Origin of the sequence: Streptomyces venetus, from assembly GCF_039540295.1 — a bacterium.
Taxonomy (GTDB): Bacteria; Actinomycetota; Actinomycetes; order Streptomycetales; family Streptomycetaceae; genus Streptomyces; species Streptomyces venetus.
The window spans coordinates 1,036,669-1,054,614 of sequence record NZ_BAABET010000001.1 but is presented as its reverse complement, the minus strand read 5'-3'; the positions used below and the strand labels follow the sequence as shown (position 1 = coordinate 1,054,614).

14 protein-coding genes are annotated in these 17,946 nt (G+C 70.8%); 13 read left to right on the top strand and 1 reads right to left on the bottom strand.

The window, feature by feature from the left end; translation table 11 throughout:
• Nucleotides 1–361: 361 nt before the first annotated feature.
• The 11 genes from ABEA82_RS04585 to ABEA82_RS04535 all read left to right on the top strand — a co-directional run bounded on the left by ABEA82_RS04585 (nucleotide 362) and on the right by ABEA82_RS04535 (nucleotide 15,050).
• Nucleotides 362–2,569, top strand: coding sequence for a bifunctional polysaccharide deacetylase/glycosyltransferase family 2 protein (locus ABEA82_RS04585; protein ID WP_345660039.1), 2,208 nt, complete (start codon nucleotides 362–364; stop codon nucleotides 2,567–2,569).
• Complete coding sequence (locus ABEA82_RS04580) at nucleotides 2,566–3,786, top strand: acyltransferase family protein (RefSeq protein WP_425588474.1); 1,221 nt, start codon at nucleotides 2,566–2,568, stop codon at nucleotides 3,784–3,786. The genes ABEA82_RS04585 and ABEA82_RS04580 overlap by 4 nt, the downstream gene beginning before the upstream one ends.
• Before the next feature lie 110 nt (nucleotides 3,787–3,896).
• Complete coding sequence (locus ABEA82_RS04575; RefSeq protein WP_345660037.1) at nucleotides 3,897–4,862, top strand: hypothetical protein; 966 nt, start codon at nucleotides 3,897–3,899, stop codon at nucleotides 4,860–4,862.
• Between the two features lie 155 nt (nucleotides 4,863–5,017).
• Nucleotides 5,018–6,403 carry a nitrate/nitrite transporter gene (locus tag ABEA82_RS04570; protein ID WP_345660035.1) on the top strand — a complete coding sequence of 462 codons (1,386 nt, stop codon included), beginning with the start codon at nucleotides 5,018–5,020 and terminating at the stop codon, nucleotides 6,401–6,403.
• Nucleotides 6,404–6,520: 117 nt separating this feature from the next.
• Complete coding sequence (locus ABEA82_RS04565; protein WP_345660033.1) at nucleotides 6,521–7,672, top strand: uroporphyrinogen-III synthase; 1,152 nt, start codon at nucleotides 6,521–6,523, stop codon at nucleotides 7,670–7,672.
• Between the two features lie 284 nt (nucleotides 7,673–7,956).
• Nucleotides 7,957–8,550: a CGNR zinc finger domain-containing protein gene (locus tag ABEA82_RS04560; RefSeq protein WP_345660031.1), complete on the top strand. Its 594-nt coding sequence runs from the start codon at nucleotides 7,957–7,959 to the stop codon at nucleotides 8,548–8,550.
• A gap of 384 nt (nucleotides 8,551–8,934) precedes the next feature.
• The gene (locus ABEA82_RS04555) at nucleotides 8,935–9,456 is read left to right on the top strand and encodes a sigma-70 family RNA polymerase sigma factor (RefSeq protein ID WP_010039908.1); all 522 of its coding nucleotides are present in this window, start codon (nucleotides 8,935–8,937) and stop codon (nucleotides 9,454–9,456) included.
• Nucleotides 9,456–10,283 (top strand): anti-sigma factor family protein, encoded by an 828-nt coding sequence (locus tag ABEA82_RS04550; RefSeq protein ID WP_345660029.1) that lies wholly within the window; start codon nucleotides 9,456–9,458, stop codon nucleotides 10,281–10,283. The genes ABEA82_RS04555 and ABEA82_RS04550 overlap by 1 nt, the downstream gene beginning before the upstream one ends.
• A 60-nt stretch (nucleotides 10,284–10,343) precedes the next feature.
• Nucleotides 10,344–12,629, top strand: a complete 2,286-nt coding sequence (locus tag ABEA82_RS04545) for a HelD family protein (RefSeq protein WP_345660028.1) — start codon at nucleotides 10,344–10,346, stop codon at nucleotides 12,627–12,629.
• A gap of 365 nt (nucleotides 12,630–12,994) precedes the next feature.
• On the top strand, nucleotides 12,995–14,428 hold the full coding sequence (locus ABEA82_RS04540) for an NAD-dependent malic enzyme (protein ID WP_345660026.1): 1,434 nt from the start codon (nucleotides 12,995–12,997) through the stop codon (nucleotides 14,426–14,428).
• A 340-nt stretch (nucleotides 14,429–14,768) separates the two neighbouring features.
• The gene (locus tag ABEA82_RS04535) at nucleotides 14,769–15,050 is read left to right on the top strand and encodes an HU family DNA-binding protein (protein ID WP_003950507.1); all 282 of its coding nucleotides are present in this window, start codon (nucleotides 14,769–14,771) and stop codon (nucleotides 15,048–15,050) included.
• 279 nt (nucleotides 15,051–15,329) lie between these two features.
• Here the strand turns inward: ABEA82_RS04535 and murA are convergent, their stop codons facing one another.
• Nucleotides 15,330–16,670: a UDP-N-acetylglucosamine 1-carboxyvinyltransferase gene (murA, locus tag ABEA82_RS04530; protein ID WP_345660024.1), complete on the bottom strand. Its 1,341-nt coding sequence runs from the start codon at nucleotides 16,668–16,670 to the stop codon at nucleotides 15,330–15,332.
• 252 nt (nucleotides 16,671–16,922) lie between these two features.
• Here murA and ABEA82_RS04525 point away from each other — a divergent pair, with 252 nt between their 5' ends.
• Both ABEA82_RS04525 and ABEA82_RS04520 read left to right on the top strand, forming a co-directional pair.
• The gene (locus tag ABEA82_RS04525; RefSeq protein WP_345660022.1) at nucleotides 16,923–17,495 is read left to right on the top strand and encodes a YqgE/AlgH family protein; all 573 of its coding nucleotides are present in this window, start codon (nucleotides 16,923–16,925) and stop codon (nucleotides 17,493–17,495) included.
• 28 nt (nucleotides 17,496–17,523) lie between these two features.
• Nucleotides 17,524–17,805, top strand: coding sequence for a DUF3039 domain-containing protein (locus tag ABEA82_RS04520; protein WP_345660021.1), 282 nt, complete (start codon nucleotides 17,524–17,526; stop codon nucleotides 17,803–17,805).
• Nucleotides 17,806–17,946 lie beyond the last annotated feature (141 nt).

Here is a 17,946-nt window from a genome sequence, read left to right as displayed (position 1 = left end):
GGTCGGTCCGGCCGGGGCGGTGGCGGGTCCGAGCGCCTGCCGCTCAGCCAGGTCCAGTTGCCTGCCGGATCCGCCGGCCCCCGCCGGCCGGTCGCCACCGGCCGCCCCGCCCGGGCCGCGGCAACTCCGCCCGGCAGGCCGCTCCGTGCGGGCCGACCCGCGGGCACCACGCCTCCGCCGGGCCCGGCGACGGCACCGGCCCTCGGCCCGGCGAACGCCACCGGCCACCCGGCCCGGCGACGGCACCGGCCCCCGCACTGCCCGGCTCGGTCCACCGCCCAGCCCCAGCCCCACCCCCGGCCTCCCCACGGCCCCTCCCCGCCCGCATCCCGTCCCCGCACCAGCCGGAGTACCACCCCTGATGGCAACCCGTTCCCACCGTCCCGAGCGCGCGACCCGAGCCCCTGACGATCCCGGCGACCGCAACCGCCCTCGCCGCCGCCTGCCCATGCGGCTGCTGCTGCCCCTGCTCGTCCTGGTGGCCCTCATGGCCATGCTCATGCTGCGCGGCTACGTGCACAGCGAGGTCCTCGCCGACCACCGCGTCGGACCGCCCGCCGCGAACGACCGGGTCCCGAAGGACATCCTGGAGGGCGGGCCCGTCATCGACACCCGGGAAGGGCGGCCGACCAGTCTGGACCTCCCGGACCGCGAGCTGGTGCTGACCTTCGACGACGGACCGGACCCGGTATGGACGCCCAAGGTCCTCGACGTGCTGAAGAAGCACGACGCGCACGCCGTCTTCTTCATCACCGGCACCATGGCCTCCCGCTACCCGGAACTCGTCCAGCGCATGGTCGACGAGGGCCACGAGATCGGCCTGCACACCTTCAACCACCCGGACCTGGCGCTGCAGAGCAAGAGCCGCGTCGACTGGGAGCTGTCGCAGAACCAGCTCGCGCTCGCCGGTGCGGCCGGCATCCGCACCTCGCTGTTCCGCCCGCCGTACTCGTCGTTCGCCCAGAACATGGACAACAACTCCTGGCCGGTCACCGAGTACATCGGCAGCAAGGGCTACATCACCGTCGTCAACGACACCGACAGCGAGGACTGGCGCAGGCCCGGGACCGAACAGATCATCCGCAACGCCACGCCGAAGAACGGCGACGGCGCCGTCGTGCTGATGCACGACTCCGGCGGCGACCGCTCCCAGACCGTCGCCGCGCTCGACCGGTACGTCTCCGGACTCCAGGACAAGGGCTACCGCTTCGACACCCTCACCGCCGCCCTGAACGCCCCCAGCGCGCACACCCCGGTCGCCGGGCTGGAATCGCTGAAGGGTGAGGCGTGGGTCTTCCTGGTGCAGGCCTCGGACGAGACGACCGACGTGCTCGTCGCCGGTCTCGCCGTCGTCGGGGTGCTGGTCTTCGGGCGGCTCGGGCTGATGCTGGTCCTGTCCGTCGCGCACGCCCGCCGGGTCCGCCGTCGCGGCTTCCGCTGGGGTGAGACCGTCACCGAACCGGTGTCCGTCCTCGTACCCGCCTACAACGAGGCCAAGTGCATCGAGCAGACGGTCCGTTCCCTCGTCGCGAGCGACCACCCCATCGAGGTGCTGGTCATCGACGACGGCTCGAGCGACGGCACCGCGCGCATCGTCGAGAACCTCGGCCTGCCCGGGGTGCGGGTCGTCCGCCAGCTCAACGCGGGCAAGCCGGCCGCCCTCAACCGGGGGATCGCCAACGCCCGGTACGACCTGATCGTGATGATGGACGGCGACACCGTCTTCGAACCGACCACCGTCCGCGAACTGGTGCAGCCCTTCGGCGACCCGCGCGTGGGCGCCGTCGCCGGCAACGCCAAGGTCGGCAACCGGGACTCGCTCATCGGCGCGTGGCAGCACATCGAGTACGTGATGGGCTTCAACCTCGACCGCCGGATGTACGACGTGCTGCGCTGCATGCCGACCATCCCCGGCGCGGTGGGGGCGTTCCGGCGCAGCGCACTGGAACGCGTCGGCGGCATGAGCGACGACACGCTCGCCGAGGACACCGACATCACCATGGCCCTGCACCGCGACGGCTGGCACGTCGTGTACGCGGAGAAGGCCGTCGCCTGGACCGAGGCCCCCGAGTCCGTCCAGCAGCTGTGGTCCCAGCGCTACCGCTGGTCGTACGGCACCATGCAGGCGATCTGGAAGCACCGCCGCTCCCTCGTCGACCGTGGACCCTCGGGCCGCTTCGGCCGGGTGGGCCTGCCGCTGGTGTCGATGTTCATGGTCGTGGCGCCGCTGCTGGCCCCGCTGATCGACGTGTTCCTGCTGTACGGGCTGGTGTTCGGCCCGACGGAGAAGACCATCGGCGCCTGGCTGGGCGTCCTCGCAGTGCAAGGGGTGTGCGCGGCCTACGCGTTCCACCTGGACAAGGAACGCATGACCCATCTGATCTCGCTGCCGCTCCAGCAAATCCTCTACCGGCAGCTCATGTACGTCGTCCTGCTCCAGTCCTGGATCACCGCGCTCACCGGCGGCCGGCTGCGCTGGCAGAAGCTGCGGCGCACCGGCGCGGTGGGCCTGCCCGGCACCGGCAGCGGCACTCCGCAGCAGCCGGTGGGCGGGAGGTCCGCCCGATGACCATGCAGCAGACTCCCGTCACCGACGCCCCGAAGGACGAAGGGGCCCCCCGCACCGGACCGGTCCGTGACCGGTACTTCGACCTGCTGCGCGCCCTCGCGCTGTTCCGTGTCGTGCTGTACCACCTGACGGGCTGGGCCTGGCTGCCGCTGGTGTTCCCCTCCATGGGCGTGATGTTCGCCCTCGCCGGCAACCTCATGGCCCGCTCGCTCAAGCGCCCGCCCGTCCAGGTGATCCGCGGCCGGATGCGCCGGCTGCTGCCTCCGCTGTGGCTGCTGGGCGTCGTCGGCGTCACCGGCATGGTCCTCCAGGGCTGGGGGCCGGACGCCGACGGGCATCCCGGCTGGTGGTGGCTCCACCTCACCTTCTGGATCGTCCCGCTCAGCGACCCGCCGTACGCCGAGGGGCTGCCCGGACTGCACGGCTTCGTCGGCGAGAACTGGGCGGCGGACTTCGCGGGACCGCTCTGGTACATCCGCGCCTACCTCTGGTACGTGCTGCTCTCCCCGTTCCTGCTGAAGGCCCTGCGCGCGATGCCGGTGGTCACGCTCCTCGCGCCGATCGCCCTGGCCGTCGCCTTCGAGCACGGCTACATCACGCTGCCCGGCGAGCGGATCCCCTCGGCGCTCACGGACTTCTCCACCTTCGGCGCCTGCTGGATCCTCGGCATGGCCCACCAGGAGGGCATCCTGCGCAGACTGCCGCGCTACGTCGTCCCGTCCGTCGCGCCCGTCATCGCCCTGGCCGGCCTCTGGTACGCCCTGCACCACGGCTTCGGCCCGGGTAACGACCTGGACAGCATGCCCCTGGCGCAGGCCCTGTGGTCCTTCGGCACGGTGCTTCTGCTGCTGCACGTCAGCCCGTCCTGGTCCGAGTGGCCGCGCCGGCTGCGCCGCTGGTCCGGCACGATCACCCTGCTCAACTCCCGGGCCGTGACGATCTACCTCTGGCACAACATCTGCATCCTGATCGCCGCGACCCTCTGGGACCGGCTGTGGGGTTTCGAGGTGCTGGAGCAGAACGTGCCGGGGTTGCTGGAGAGTGTCTGGCCGGTGCTGGTCGTGGTGTGGATCCTGATCGTCGGCTGCGTCCTGGCGTTCGGCTGGATGGAGGACCTGGCGGCGAAGCAGCAGCCCCGGCTGTGGCCCAGCAAGCCCCGGCAGAAGGCCCGGGAGACGGCCCGGGGGAGCCGGAGGCGCCGGGCACCCGGCGGCTGAGCAGGGCCGCCGCCACCGCGGCGGCGGGACCGCGTTCCGCCGGCCGTTCCCCGTGTGGAAAACTGCCCGGGTTGCGCAAGTGAACACGGCGGTCGGCGGAAGCGGTGGGGATGAGTAAGCGGCAGACACAGAAGATGCTGCGGCTGATGGCGAGCGGCGAACCCGTCGAGCTCACCAGCCCGATGGCGTCCGTGAAGAAGCTCGCCCGGCTGGCCTTCATCGCCCAGCAGTTCGGCTACGAGTACGCGGACGTCCGGCAGAGCAGCGGCCGCAACGGCGCGCTCACCATGCTGGTCCTGCCCGACCCCAGCCCGCAGGCCAGGGCCCGGGCCGGGCAGAACTGGGCGCAGTACCCGAACGCCTCCGACGGCGTCTCCCTGCCGCCCCTCGTGCCCGACGCGTTCGAACTCCTCAAGGCCCGGATCAACTTCGACCTCACCGGCAAGAACGCCGAGAAGCGCATGGGTTACGCGGCCCTCGGCGTCACCGTCGGCTGCGTGGTCCTGGCCCTGCGCTCCGGCGGGGAGGCCTCCGACTTCGTCGTGGCGGGCGTGGTGTGGCTGCTGTTCATGGCGATCTTCGGCATCGGACTGCTGGTCACGCGCAGGCGCAACGCGAAGTTCGCCGCGCGGTTGCAGGCCGCGGGCTTCACGCCGGTGCGGGACGAGACCGGGCGGCTGCGGTATCTGCCGCCGGGGGCGCAGGTGCCGGGGCAGGGCAATCCGTTCGGCGGCGGACCGTACGGCGGTGCGCCGGGGGCCGGGGCGCCCGGGTACGCGGGTGCGCCGGGCCAGACGCCCGGGATGCCGGGTGCCCCCGCGGGGCACGGACAGCAGGCACCGGGCCCGTACGCCCAGCCGGCACCGGGCCCCTACGCCCAGCCGGCACCGGGGCCGTACCCCTCCCAGCCCGCCCCCGGCCCATACGGAGCCCAGCCTGCGCCCGGCCCGTACGGAGCCCAGCCCGCGCCCACGCCGTACCCGCCTCAGCAGCAGCCCGGCCCCTACGCCCAGCAGCCGCCCCACTCCCAGCCGTACCCGCAGCAGAACCCCCACTGGCAGCCGCCGCAACACTGACCCGACCGGCAGCGGACCTCTCATCCCGCCCGAGCCCGGGGTGAGAGCAACGTTCCCTTGCGGTCACTCGCTGGCACAGTCACGAAACGCGTCCTCCCTACCTTCGGAACCAGCCAGTCGTAGTACGACCGAGTCCCGGAGCAAGTGGAGGCGTCATGACAGGCCCTGGCACGGCACCCGCACCCCCGAGCAGGGGCGGACGCTGGATCCGGCACTGGGATCCGGAGAACGAGACCTTCTGGAACGAGACCGGGGAGAAGGTCGCACGCCGCAACCTCTACTTCTCGGTGCTGTCCGAGCACATCGGCTTCTCGGTCTGGACCCTGTGGTCCGTACTGGTGCTCTTCATGGGCCCGGAGTACGGGCTGACCCCGGCCGACAAGTTCATGCTGACCTCGATGGTCACGCTCGTCGGCGCCGTCGTCCGCGTCCCCTACACGTTCGCCGTCGCGATCTTCGGCGGGCGGAACTGGACGATCATCTCCGCCGCCCTCCTCCTGGTCCCGACCGTCGCCGCGTTCACCGTGATGGAGCCGGGCACCTCCTTCTCCACCTTCCTGCTCGTCGGCCTGCTCGCCGGCATCGGCGGCGGCAACTTCGCCTCCTCCATGACCAACATCAACGCCTTCTTCCCGCTGCGGAAGAAGGGCTGGGCCCTCGGCCTGAACGCGGGCGGCGGCAACATCGGCGTGCCGGTGATCCAGCTGGCCGCGCTCGCGATCATCGGCGCCGGCGGCGGCCCGCGCGTACTGCTCGGGATCTACATCCCGCTGATCCTCGTCGCCGCCGTCATGGCCGCGCTCTTCATGGACAACCTGGAGAACGTCAAGAACGACACCGGTGCGGCCAAGGACGCCGCGCGGGACGCCCACACGTGGATCATGTCCGTCCTCTACATCGGCACGTTCGGCTCGTTCATCGGCTACAGCTTCGCCTTCGGCCAGGTGCTGCAGAACCAGTTCGGCCGTACGCCGCTGCAGGCCGCGTACGTCACGTTCCTCGGCCCGCTGCTCGGCTCCCTCATCCGGCCCGTCGGCGGCTGGCTCGCCGACCGGTACGGAGGCGCGCGGATCAGCCTGTGGAACTACGTCGCCATGGGCGTCGCCACGGCGGTGCTGATCGGTGCCTCCATGGAGAAGTCGCTGGCGCTGTTCACGGCGGCGTTCGTGGTGCTGTTCGTGCTCAGCGGGCTCGGCAACGGGTCGACGTTCAAGATGATCCCGGGCATCTTCCAGAACAAGGCCCTGGCCAAGGGGCTGCGGGGCGAGGAGGCCGCGGCCTACGGGCGCCGGCTCTCCGGCGCCTCCATGGGGCTCATCGGCGCGGTGGGCGCGCTCGGCGGTGTCGCCATCAACCTAGCCTTCCGCCAGTCCTTCCTCTCCTACGGTTCCGGCACCGGCGCGTTCGTCGCCTTCCTCGCCTTCTACATGGTCTGCTTCGGTGTCACCTGGGCCGTATACCTTCGACGTACGGCACGCGGGGTACCCGACACCACGACGACCTCGGAGGCGAAGCCGCAGCTCAGTTACGCCGAGGTGTGAAGTAACACCGACGACATCAAGTTGATCCGAGCCTGTCACGAGCCGTTGACAGGCTCGATCGGCATGTAGGTACGCCGTACTTACGAAGTACGACGACTCGAGTGCGGGACGAGAGCCATGACCGAGGAACAACAGCGACCGGATCACGGGCCCCTGGCGGGCTTCACCGTGGGTGTGACGGCCGCGCGCCGGGCCGACGAACTCGGGGCGCTGCTCCAGCGACGCGGTGCCGCCGTCCTGCACGCCCCTGCCCTGCGGATCGTGCCGCTCGCCGACGACAGTGAGCTGCTGGCCGCGACGAAGGAGATCATCCATCAGGTGCCGGACATCGTGGTCGCCACGACCGCGATCGGCTTCCGGGGATGGATCGAGGCCGCCGACGGCTGGGGGCTCGGCGACGACCTGCTGTCGCGTCTGGGCGGCGTACGGATCATGGCGCGGGGGCCCAAGGTCAAGGGCGCGGTGCGGGCGGCCGGGCTGACGGAGGAGTGGTCGCCGTCGTCGGAGTCCATGGCGGAGGTGCTGGACCGGCTGCTGGAGGAGGGCGTCGAGGGCTCGCGGATCGCGATCCAGCTGCACGGTGAGCCGCTGCCCGGGTTCGTGGAGGCGCTGCGGGAGGGCGGGGCCGAGGTCGTCGGCGTGCCGGTGTACCGGTGGATGCCGCCGGAGGACATCGGCCCGGTGGACCGTCTCCTCGACGCGGTGGTCTCCCGGGGCCTGGACGCGCTGACGTTCACCAGCGCCCCGGCCGCGGCGTCCCTTCTGTCCAGGGCCGAGAAACGCGGACTCCTCCCGGAGCTCCTGGCCGCCCTGGGCCACGACGTCCTGCCCGCCTGCGTCGGCCCGGTCACCGCGCTGCCGCTCCAGGCCCACGGCGTCGACACGGTCCAGCCCGAACGCTTCCGGCTCGGCCCTCTGGTCCAGCTCCTCTGCCAGGAGCTGCCGGGCCGGGCGCGGTCGCTGCCGGTCGCGGGGCACCGGGTGGAGATCCGCGGCCACGCCGTCCTGGTCGACGGCGACCTCAAGCCCGTACCGCCCGCCGGCATGTCCCTCCTCCGCTCCCTGGCCCGCCGTCCCGGCTGGGTGGTCGCCCGTGCGGACCTGCTCCGCGCACTGCCCGGCGCCGGCCGCGACGAACACGCGGTCGAAACGGCCATGGCCCGCCTCCGCACGGCCCTCGGCACTCCCAAGCTGATCCAGACGGTGGTCAAGCGGGGCTACCGCCTGGCCCTGGACCCGGTGGCGGAGACGAAGTACGCGGACGCGTGAGGCGTCCCGCGAGTTGGGTGAAAAACAGCCACGGTGACGAGCACCGGGCCGCCCGAGCCGATCCACGTCGGGGTGCGCCGCGTGTGGGCGCCCCTGAGGCTGCTGCCCTGGCGGCGTTCGTCAGCCGAGGCTGACTTCCGGTGCGTGTGGCAGTCCAGCCCGTGCGAGGGGTTTCCGGCGTTGCGCTGGGCAGGCACTGTAAGAGGGAACGGTTTCCCAGCCCCCTCGCTGGCATCTCACCGACCCCTCGCGCTCGGGGGGTACCCCTAGGCGGTGACAGGCACATGGCACTGGGTACGGCCACGGCCCCCTATGAGCTGCGGTTCGATGCCGGGCGGATCTGCCTGGATCTGCTCTCCACCACGCATCCTGAGGAGCGGCTCGACTCCGTGGACGTGCTGCGCGCCTGGATCACCGGCTCCGGGCTCGTCCCGGCGGGCACCGCCCTGGCCCACCTCGACGACGGCTGGCTGGTCGCCTTCCGTGAACTGCGCGGCCAGACGGACCGGTTGGTGCGCGGCTGGTCGCGGCCGGGAGCCCGGGCGTACGACCGCGCGCTCGCGCACGTCAACGACCTCGCGCGGACCGCGCCCCCGGCCCCGCGAGCCGTCCGTGACTCGGACGGCGAGCTCGTACGGCAGTTGGACGACCCGCCCGGCTGCGCCGCCCTGCTCGCGGCCGTCGCCCGGGACGCCGTCGACCTGCTCACCGACCCGGTCGCCCGCGCCGCCCTGCGCCAGTGCGAGGGCGACAACTGCCGGATCGTGTATCTCGACACCTCCCGGGGACGCAGAAGGCGCTGGTGCTCCAGTGAGGTCTGCGGGAACCGCGAACGCGTCGCCCGGCACCGACGCCGCGCGGCACTCGCTCGCGCTTAGGAGCCCTCTAATTCCCTTTTGCCCCTCGGCGCAAAGGAATTGCGTGTCCGGTACAGCCAATTCCGCTGTCCTAATTGCGACTTCTGCGACCGCACTGTCGAAGTGATTTCGATTACATGTCGTTTACCTACGCCCCCGTAGGGAAGCCCTGGCTTGATCGTGCCGATGTGGCGGAAATGTAAAGAACGCGGGGTGGGAATGTGACCCCATGTCCCGCTCGTCACGTCATCCCGAAGAAATCTGTCACGTCTCTTTGAACACCCAACGGCTCGCGTCCGTACGGCATGTGGAGCGACCGACTGGGGGAACCCCCGGACACCGGAGGTGGGCGTGCGCAAGGATTCCGTCGTGGCCAATGAACGTGCACCGAGGGCCCGACATCGCATGTCCCAGCCCTCGGAACCCGACGAGGAGTTGATGCGTGCGCTCTATCGCGAACACGCCGGACCCCTGCTGGCATACGTCCTGCGTCTGGTCGCCGGAGACCGGCAGCGCGCCGAGGACGTCGTGCAGGAGACGCTCATCCGTGCCTGGAAGAACGCCGGTCAGCTCAATCGGGCGACCGGATCGGTACGCCCCTGGCTGGTGACGGTCGCCCGGCGCATCGTCATCGACGGCCACCGCAGCCGGCAGGCCCGGCCGCAGGAGGTCGACCCGTCGCCGCTGGAGGTCATCCCCGCGGAGGACGAGATCGACAAGGCGCTGTGGCTGATGACTCTGTCGGACGCACTCGACGACCTGACCCCGGCTCACCGGGAGGTGCTCGTCGAGACGTACTTCAAGGGGCGTACCGTCAATGAGGCGGCCGAGACCCTGGGCATACCCAGCGGCACCGTCCGCTCCAGGGTGTTCTACGCCCTGCGTTCGATGAAGCTGGCACTGGAGGAGCGGGGGGTGACGGCGTGATGAGTGTTTACGGGGGTAACCAAGGGTTCGGTACGGGAGGCATGGGTATGTCTGGTCCCATGCAGGAGTCTCCGGTGCCGAACGAACACGAGACCGTCGGCGCCTACGCCCTCGGCATCCTCGACGACGCCGAAGCAACCGCTTTCGAAGCCCACCTCGCCACCTGCGAATGGTGCGCCCAGCAGCTCGACGAGCTGGCCGGCATGGAGCCGATGCTCGCCGCCCTCGCCGACCTGCCCGGCTCCGGGACGCCCGCGATCGGCGAGTCGCTGTCGGCCAAGCCCCGTCCGCGCGTAGTGGAGAAGCTCGTCGACGAGGTCGCCGAGCGCCGCGCCCAGAAGCGCCGCCGCAGTCTCTACATGGTGGCCGCGGCCGGTGCGCTGATCATCGGCGGTCCCTTCGTCGCGGTCGCGACGAACGGCGGCGGTGACGGCGGCGGCGCGGAGAACCGCCCGCTCGCGGCGAGCCCCGTCAAGGAAGCCTTCGACGGCATCTCCGACAAGATCACCGCCACTGATCCGACCACCAAGGTCACCGCGACGGTCGCCCTCCAGAAGAAGGACTGGGGCACCGGCACGATCCTGGAGCTGAAGAACCTCAAGGGCCCGCAGAAGTGCGCCCTCGTCGCGGTCGGCAAGAACGGCGAGCGCGAGACCCTGTCCTCCTGGTCCGTCCCGGACTGGGGCTACGGCATCCCGGACGCCAAGACCGACCGCGCCAAGGAACCCCTCTACGTCCAGGGCGGCGCCGCGTTCGACCCGAACCAGATCGACCACTTCGAGGTCGTGAACTTCGACGGCAAGCGGCTCGTCGAGGTCGACGCGTAGCCTTCGGGGGTCCCCTTCGCGTACGGTGGACGGCTGCCATGCACGTCAGAAGGGGGCCCGGTGGCCGCTCAGGCTCAACAGGAAACCGCGCTCGACTCCCTGCGAGACCGAGAGATCGGCGTCGAACAGGAACACCTGGACCAGGTGTACCGGCGCCTCGAGGAGAAGATCCACGAGGCCGAGTTCCTCATGAACGACGCGGCCCAGCGCGGCCAGGTCGGCACGCCCGGCGCCCTCGCCGAGCGGGACGCGCAAGTCTTCCGGGCGGGCGTCCACCTCAACCGGCTCAACAACGAGTTCGAGGACTTCCTCTTCGGCCGCATCGACCTGCTGCCCGGCAAGGACGGCAAGAAGGGCCCCGACGGCGCGTACACCGCCGTCGAGCCGGCCGAGGGCGCCGTCCGGGACGACAACACCGCCGACATCGCCGAGACCCTGCACATCGGCCGCATCGGCGTCCTCGACCAGGACTACGCCCCCCTGGTCATCGACTGGCGCGCCCCGGCCGCCGCCCCCTTCTACCGCTCCACGCCCGTCGACCCCGGCCGGGTCGTACGGCGCCGGGTCATCCGCTCCAAGGGCCGCAAGGTGCTCGGCGTCGAGGACGACCTCATGCGCCCCGAGCTGAACGCCTTCCTCGACGGCCAGGAGCTGCCCGTCATCGGCGACGGCGCGCTGATGGCCGCGCTCGGCCAGGCCCGCAGCCACACCATGCGCGACATCGTCGCCTCCATCCAGGCCGAGCAGGACCTGGTCATCCGCGCCCCCGCCGCCTCCGTGACCTACGTCGAGGGCGGCCCCGGCACCGGCAAGACCGCCGTCGCCCTGCACCGCGCCGCCTACCTCCTCTACCAGGACCGGCGCCGCTACGCGGGCGGCATCCTGATCGTCTCCCCGACCCCGCTGCTCGTCGCCTACACCGAGGGCGTGCTGCCCTCCCTCGGCGAGGAGGGCCAGGTCGCCATCCGCGCCATCGGCTCCCTGGTCGACGGAGCCGAGGCCACCCTCTACGACTCCCCGTCCGTGGCCCGCGCCAAGGGCTCCTCCCGCATGATCAAGGTGCTGCGCAAGGCCGCGCGCGGCGCCCTGGAGCTGAACGATTCACCGACCCGGCTGCGCGTGGTCGCCTTCGGCCGCCGGCTGGAGCTGGAGGCCGAGGAACTGGCCGGCATCCGCCGCGCCGTCCTCGGCGGCACCGCCCCCGTCAACCTGCTGCGCCCCCGCGCCCGCAAACTGCTCCTGGACGCCCTGTGGGAGCGGTCCGGCGCGGCCGGCCGGCACACCGACCCGGAACTCGCCGCCGAACTGCGCTCCTCCTTCGACGAGGACATCACCTCCGAGGACTCCTTCATCACCTTCCTCGACGCCTGGTGGCCGGAGCTGACCCCGGCGGCCGTCCTGGCCGCCATGGCCGACGAGCGCCGCCTCGGCCGCTGGGCCCGGCGGATCATGAACCCCGGCGAGGTCCGCAGGGTCGCCCGCTCCCTCAGACGCGACGGCAGCTCCGTGCACGACATCGCGATGCTCGACGAACTCCAGGCGATCCTCGGCGCCCCCGCCCGCCCCCGGAAGAGGCGCGACCTCGACCCGCTCGACCAGCTCACCGGCCTGGAGGAGCTGATGCCGGTGCGCGAGGAGTCGCAGCGCGAGCGCGCCGAGCGGCTGGCGGCGGAGCGCACCGAGTACGCCCACGTCATCGTCGACGAGGCCCAGGACCTCACCCCCATGCAGTGGCGCATGGTCGGCCGCCGCGGCCGGCACGCCACCTGGACGGTCGTCGGCGACCCGGCCCAGTCCTCCTGGTCCGACCCGGACGAGGCCGCCGAGGCCCGCGACGAGGCTCTCGGCACCCGCCCGCGCCGCCGCTTCGAGCTCACCGTGAACTACCGCAACCCGGCCGAGATCGCCGAGCTCGCCTCGAAGGTCCTCGCCCTCGCCATGCCCGGCTCCGAATCCCCGAGAGCGGTCCGCTCCACGGGCGTCGAGCCCCGCTTCACGGTCGTCGACGACACCCTCGGCGAAACCGTCCGGAACGAGGCGGCCCGGCTGCTGGAGCGCGTCGACGGCACCGTCGGTGTGGTCGTCGCCATGCAGCGCCGCGAGGAGGCCCGCCGCTGGCTCGCCGGGCTCGGCGACCGGGTCGTGGCACTCGGCAGCCTGGAGGCGAAGGGCCTGGAGTACGACGCGACGGTCGTCGTCTCCCCGGCGGAGATCGCCGACGAGTCCCCGGCCGGCCTGCGTGTGCTCTATGTCGCACTGACCCGGGCCACCCAGCAGCTCACGGTCGTCTCGGCGGAGCGGGACGTGCCGGACGCGGCGGGCGTGCCCGACCTTCTCCGGGACTGACGGGACTGACAGGGGCTGACTCAGGAACCGGGGCTCGATACCCACTTGCCGGCGAAATGAACTCCCGGTACGGGAATGGCCTTACGGGATCTGTTTGTTAGCCTGGATGTGGCACCGGCCCGATCCAAGCCCCCGGGCCCAACCATCGTCGCTACGAGCGACCACTTGCCGCGAGGCGAGCATGGCGGGTCGGTGCCACCTGAACTTCCGAAAGAGACCCACGTCCCCGTGACGTGGGTCTCTTTTTGCTGGCCCGTTCCGCGAACAAAACGTTCGCAATAGAGGGCGGCTACCCGATACTCAGCGGTAGGTGCGACGATCGGACGGCACAACTCAGCGTCAGGTGAAAGCAGAGGAAGTCGGCCATGGCAACGGCGCCCAGCGTCTCCTACTCGATGACGGTCCGGCTGGAGGTGCCCGCGAGCGGAACCGCCGTCTCGCAGCTCACCACCGCCGTGGAGTCCTCCGGAGGCTCGGTGACCGGCCTCGACGTCACCGCGTCCGGTCACGAGAAGCTCCGTATCGACGTCACCATCGCGGCGTCGTCGACCGCGCACGCGGACGAGATCGTCGAGGAACTCCGCGGCATCGAGGGCGTCACCCTGGGCAAGGTCTCGGACCGGACCTTCCTCATGCACCTCGGCGGCAAGATCGAGATGGCGTCGAAGCACCCCATCCGCAACCGTGACGACCTGTCCATGGTCTACACGCCCGGCGTGGCCCGCGTCTGCATGGCGATCGCCGAGAACCCCGAGGACGCCCGCCGCCTCACCATCAAGCGCAACTCCGTTGCGGTCGTGACGGACGGCTCCGCCGTGCTGGGCCTCGGCAACATCGGCCCGAAGGCCGCGCTGCCCGTGATGGAGGGCAAGGCGGCCCTGTTCAAGCGGTTCGCCGGCATCGACGCCTGGCCGATCTGCCTGGACACCCAGGACACCGACGCGATCGTCGAGATCGTCAAGGCGATCGCCCCCGGCTTCGCCGGCATCAACCTCGAGGACATCTCCGCGCCGCGCTGCTTCGAGATCGAGGCCCGGCTGCGCGAGGCCCTCGACATCCCCGTCTTCCACGACGACCAGCACGGCACCGCGATCGTCGTCCTCGCCTCGCTCACCAACGCACTGCGCGTCACGGGCAAGGCGATCGAGAACATCCGCGTCGTCATGTCCGGCGCCGGCGCCGCCGGTACGGCCATCCTCAAACTGCTGCTCGCCGCCGGTGTGAAGAACGCCGTCGTGGCGGACATCCACGGCGTCGTGCACGCCGACCGCGAGGACCTCGTGGACGCCGCCCCGGACTCGGCGCTGCGCTGGATCGCCGACAACACCAACCCCGAGGGCCTGACGGGCACGCTCAAGGAGGCCGTGCGCGGCGCCGACGTCTTCATCGGCGTCTCCGCCCCGAACGTCCTCGACGGCGACGACGTGGCCGCCATGGCCGACGGTGCGATCGTGTTCGCGCTCGCGAACCCCGACCCCGAGGTCGACCCGGCAATCGCCCGTCAGACCGCGGCGGTTGTGGCCACCGGCCGCTCCGACTTCCCGAACCAGATCAACAACGTGCTGGTCTTCCCGGGTGTCTTCCGCGGCCTGCTGGACGCCCAGTCGCGCACCGTCAACACCGAGATGATGCTGGCCGCGGCCACGGCCCTCGCGGACGTGGTGACCGAGGACGAGCTGAACCCGAACTACATCATCCCGAGCGTCTTCAACGACAAGGTCGCGGGCGCGGTGGCCGGGGCGGTGCGGGAAGCCGCCAAGGCCGTGGGCGCGGCGGCGGTCAGCCCCTCCGGCGTCTGAAAAACGCGCCCGTAGGGGCCTGCGCGGGGTCCGGGGACGGCCAGTCCCCGGACTGTGAGTAACCCCACGGCGGCCGGGAGACCGGCGCGTCGCAAGACCCCCGTCAGCAGCGGAGCTATCGTGGCGCCAGGCTCAGGCCCTCTTTTCGTGTGACTCCTCCAGGGTGTTCTCACGACTCCTGCGGGTGCCGGATTGGCTTTCCCGCCGCAGGTAGAGGCAGGATGCCTCACTGGGCGCGAGGGTCTGACGACGGACCCGGGTCCGGGGACTCCAAGAGGACCCTGGCAGCATCGGCTTCGATCTGACGCCTCAACGGCAAGATGAACACGGGAGTAACAACATGAACCGCAGTGAGCTGGTGGCCGCGCTGGCCGACCGCGCCGAGGTGACCCGCAAGGACGCCGACGCCGTGCTGGCCGCGTTCGCCGAGGTCGTCGGCGACATCGTCTCCAAGGGGGACGAGAAGGTCACCATCCCCGGCTTCCTGACCTTCGAGCGCACCCACCGTGCCGCTCGCACCGCCCGCAACCCGCAGACCGGCGAGCCCATCCAGATCCCGGCCGGCTACAGCGTGAAGGTCTCCGCGGGCTCGAAGCTCAAGGAAGCCGCCAAGGGCAAGTAAGCGCGCAAGCGCGCCGCGCTGGCTCGGCGCCGTGGGCGGCAGCGGGTGCGTAGTGGCTTGTCGCGCAGTTCCCCGCGCCCCTTGGGGCGCCCCAGCAACGCCGATGGGGCGGTCACCCGATCTCGGGTGACCGCCCCATCGGCGTAATCGGAGTCCGGCTCAGCCGAGGGCCTTGCCGGGCAGTTCCACCTTCGCGCCCAGCTCCATGAGCTTCTCCATGCTGTGCTTGCCCGGGGGGTGACCCCCGGACCCCCAGCCGGGCGGGTGTGGCCGCTTGGGTCAGCCGAGGGCCTTGCCGGGCAGCTCGACCTTCGCGCCCAGCTCCATGAGCTTCTCCATGAAGTTCTCGTAGCCGCGGTTGATGAGGCCGATGCCGTGGACGCGGGACGTGCCCTGGGCCGCCAGGGCCGCGATGAGGTACGAGAAGCCGCCGCGGAGGTCGGGGATGACCAGGTCGGCGCCCTGGAGCTTGGTCGGGCCGGAGACGACGGCCGAGTGGAGGAAGTTGCGCTGGCCGAAGCGGCAGTCGGAGCCGCCCAGGCACTCGCGGTAGAGCTGGATGTGGGCGCCCATCTGGTTCAGGGCCGAGGTGAAGCCGAGGCGGGACTCGTAGACCGTCTCGTGGATGATGGACAGGCCCGTGGCCTGCGTGAGGGCCACCACCAGGGGCTGCTGCCAGTCCGTCTGGAAGCCGGGGTGGACGTCCGTCTCCAGCGCGATGGACTTCAGCTGGCCACCGGGGTGCCAGAAGCGGATGCCCTCGTCGTCGATCTCGAAGGCCCCGCCCACCTTCCGGTAGGTGTTCAGGAACGTCATCATCGAGCGCTGCTGGGCGCCCCGGACGTAGATGTTGCCCTCGGTCGCCAGCGCCGCCGACGCCCAGGACGCGGCCTCCAAGCGGTCCGAGAGGGCGTGGTGGGTGTAGCCGCCGAGTTTGTCCACACCGGTGATGCGGATGGTCCGGTCGGTGTCCATCGCGATGATCGCGCCCATCTTCTGCAGCACGCAGATGAGGTCCTCGATCTCCGGCTCGACGGCCGCGTTGGACAGCTCGGTGACGCCCTCGGCGAGGACCGCCGTCAGCAGCACCTGCTCGGTCGCGCCCACGGACGGATAGGGCAGCCGGATCTTCGTGCCCCGCAGCCGCTGCGGAGCCTCCAGGTACTGTCCGTCCGCCCGCTTCTCGATGCGCGCGCCGAACTGCCGCAGCACGTCGAAGTGGAAGTCGATGGGCCGGCCGCCGATGTCGCAGCCGCCGAGACCCGGGATGAAGGCGTGGCCCAGACGGTGCAGCAGCGGGCCGCAGAACAGGATCGGGATACGGCTGGAACCCGCGTGGGCATCGATGTCAGCGACGTTCGCGCTCTCCACGCGCGTCGGGTCCATCACCAGTTCGCCGGGCTCGTCACCCGGACGGACCGTCACACCGTGGAGCTGCAGCAGACCCCGTACGACCCGTACGTCACGGATGTCCGGAACATTGCGCAGCCGACTCGGAGCGCTGCCCAGCAGCGCTGCGACCATGGCCTTCGGTACGAGATTCTTCGCACCGCGGACACGGATCTCGCCCTCGAGCGGGGTTCCGCCGTGGACAAGCAGGACATCGTCGTTGACGGTCATGAATCTCGCGTTCCGTGGAGTCGGGCAGGGGTCAGAAGGGAAAGGGTAATCGCCCACCACCCCCCTTCTGTAAGCCTGAGTCAGACCCAGCCACGTCATAGCTCTGTCACAACACGAACCGTTTCGTGCCGGGCACATGGGGTCACGGTCACTTTCGTGCGCCCGGGGCGCGCCGGTACGCCCTGAGCTGCGTTCCCTCCCGTCCCCGCATTGCAGCCCCATGTGGAGGGAAGATGCGGGATCATGTCTGGCATGACCGAGGTGTCCTCGCTCACAGGGCGGCTGCTCGTGGCCACGCCCGCCCTGGCGGACCCGAACTTCGACCGTGCCGTGGTGCTGCTCCTCGACCACGACGAGGAGGGCTCCCTCGGCGTCGTCCTCAATCGGCCCACCCCGGTGGACGTGGACGACATCCTGGAGGGCTGGGGGGACCTCGCCGGTGAGCCCGGCGTCGTGTTCCAGGGCGGTCCGGTGTCGCTGGACTCGGCCCTCGGCGTCGCCGTCGTCCCCGGCGGAGCGGCCGGGGAGGCCACCCCGCTGGGCTGGCGGCGGGTGCACGGCGCGATCGGTCTGGTCGATCTGGAGGCTCCGCCGGAACTGCTGGCCTCCGCCCTGGGCTCCCTGCGGATCTTCGCCGGATACGCCGGATGGGGCCCGGGCCAGCTGGAGGACGAGCTGGTGGACGGCGCGTGGTACGTCGTCGAGTCGGAGCCCGGTGACGTCTCCTGCCCCTCCCCGGAGCGGCTCTGGCGCGAGGTGCTGCGCCGCCAGCGCAGCGAGCTGGCGATGGTGGCCACCTATCCGGACGACCCGTCGCTCAACTGATGCCTGTGAGCTTCAGTACCCTTGCCCTATGAGCACTCTCGAGCCCGAGCGCGGGACTGGTACGGGGACCCTCGTAGAGCCGACGCCGCAGACCTCCCACGGTGACGGTGACCACGAGCGCTTCGCCCATTACGTCCAGAAGGACAAGATCATGGCGAGCGCCCTCGACGGCACTCCCGTCGTGGCGCTGTGCGGCAAGGTCTGGGTGCCGGGCCGCGACCCGAAGAAGTACCCCGTGTGCCCCATGTGCAAGGAGATCTACGAGTCCATGAGCTCCGGCGACGACGACCAGGGCAAGGGCGACAAGTAACGCCCGCCCGCGCGGCGTAAGGCCTCCAGGGTGCGTTTTGCGTGCCCTGGGGGCTTTTGTGCTGTCCGGGCGTTGCGCGGGGTGGGTCTGCCGGTCACAGAGTGGTTGAGACCTCTTGTGGGCGTGTTCATGCAGTCCCTA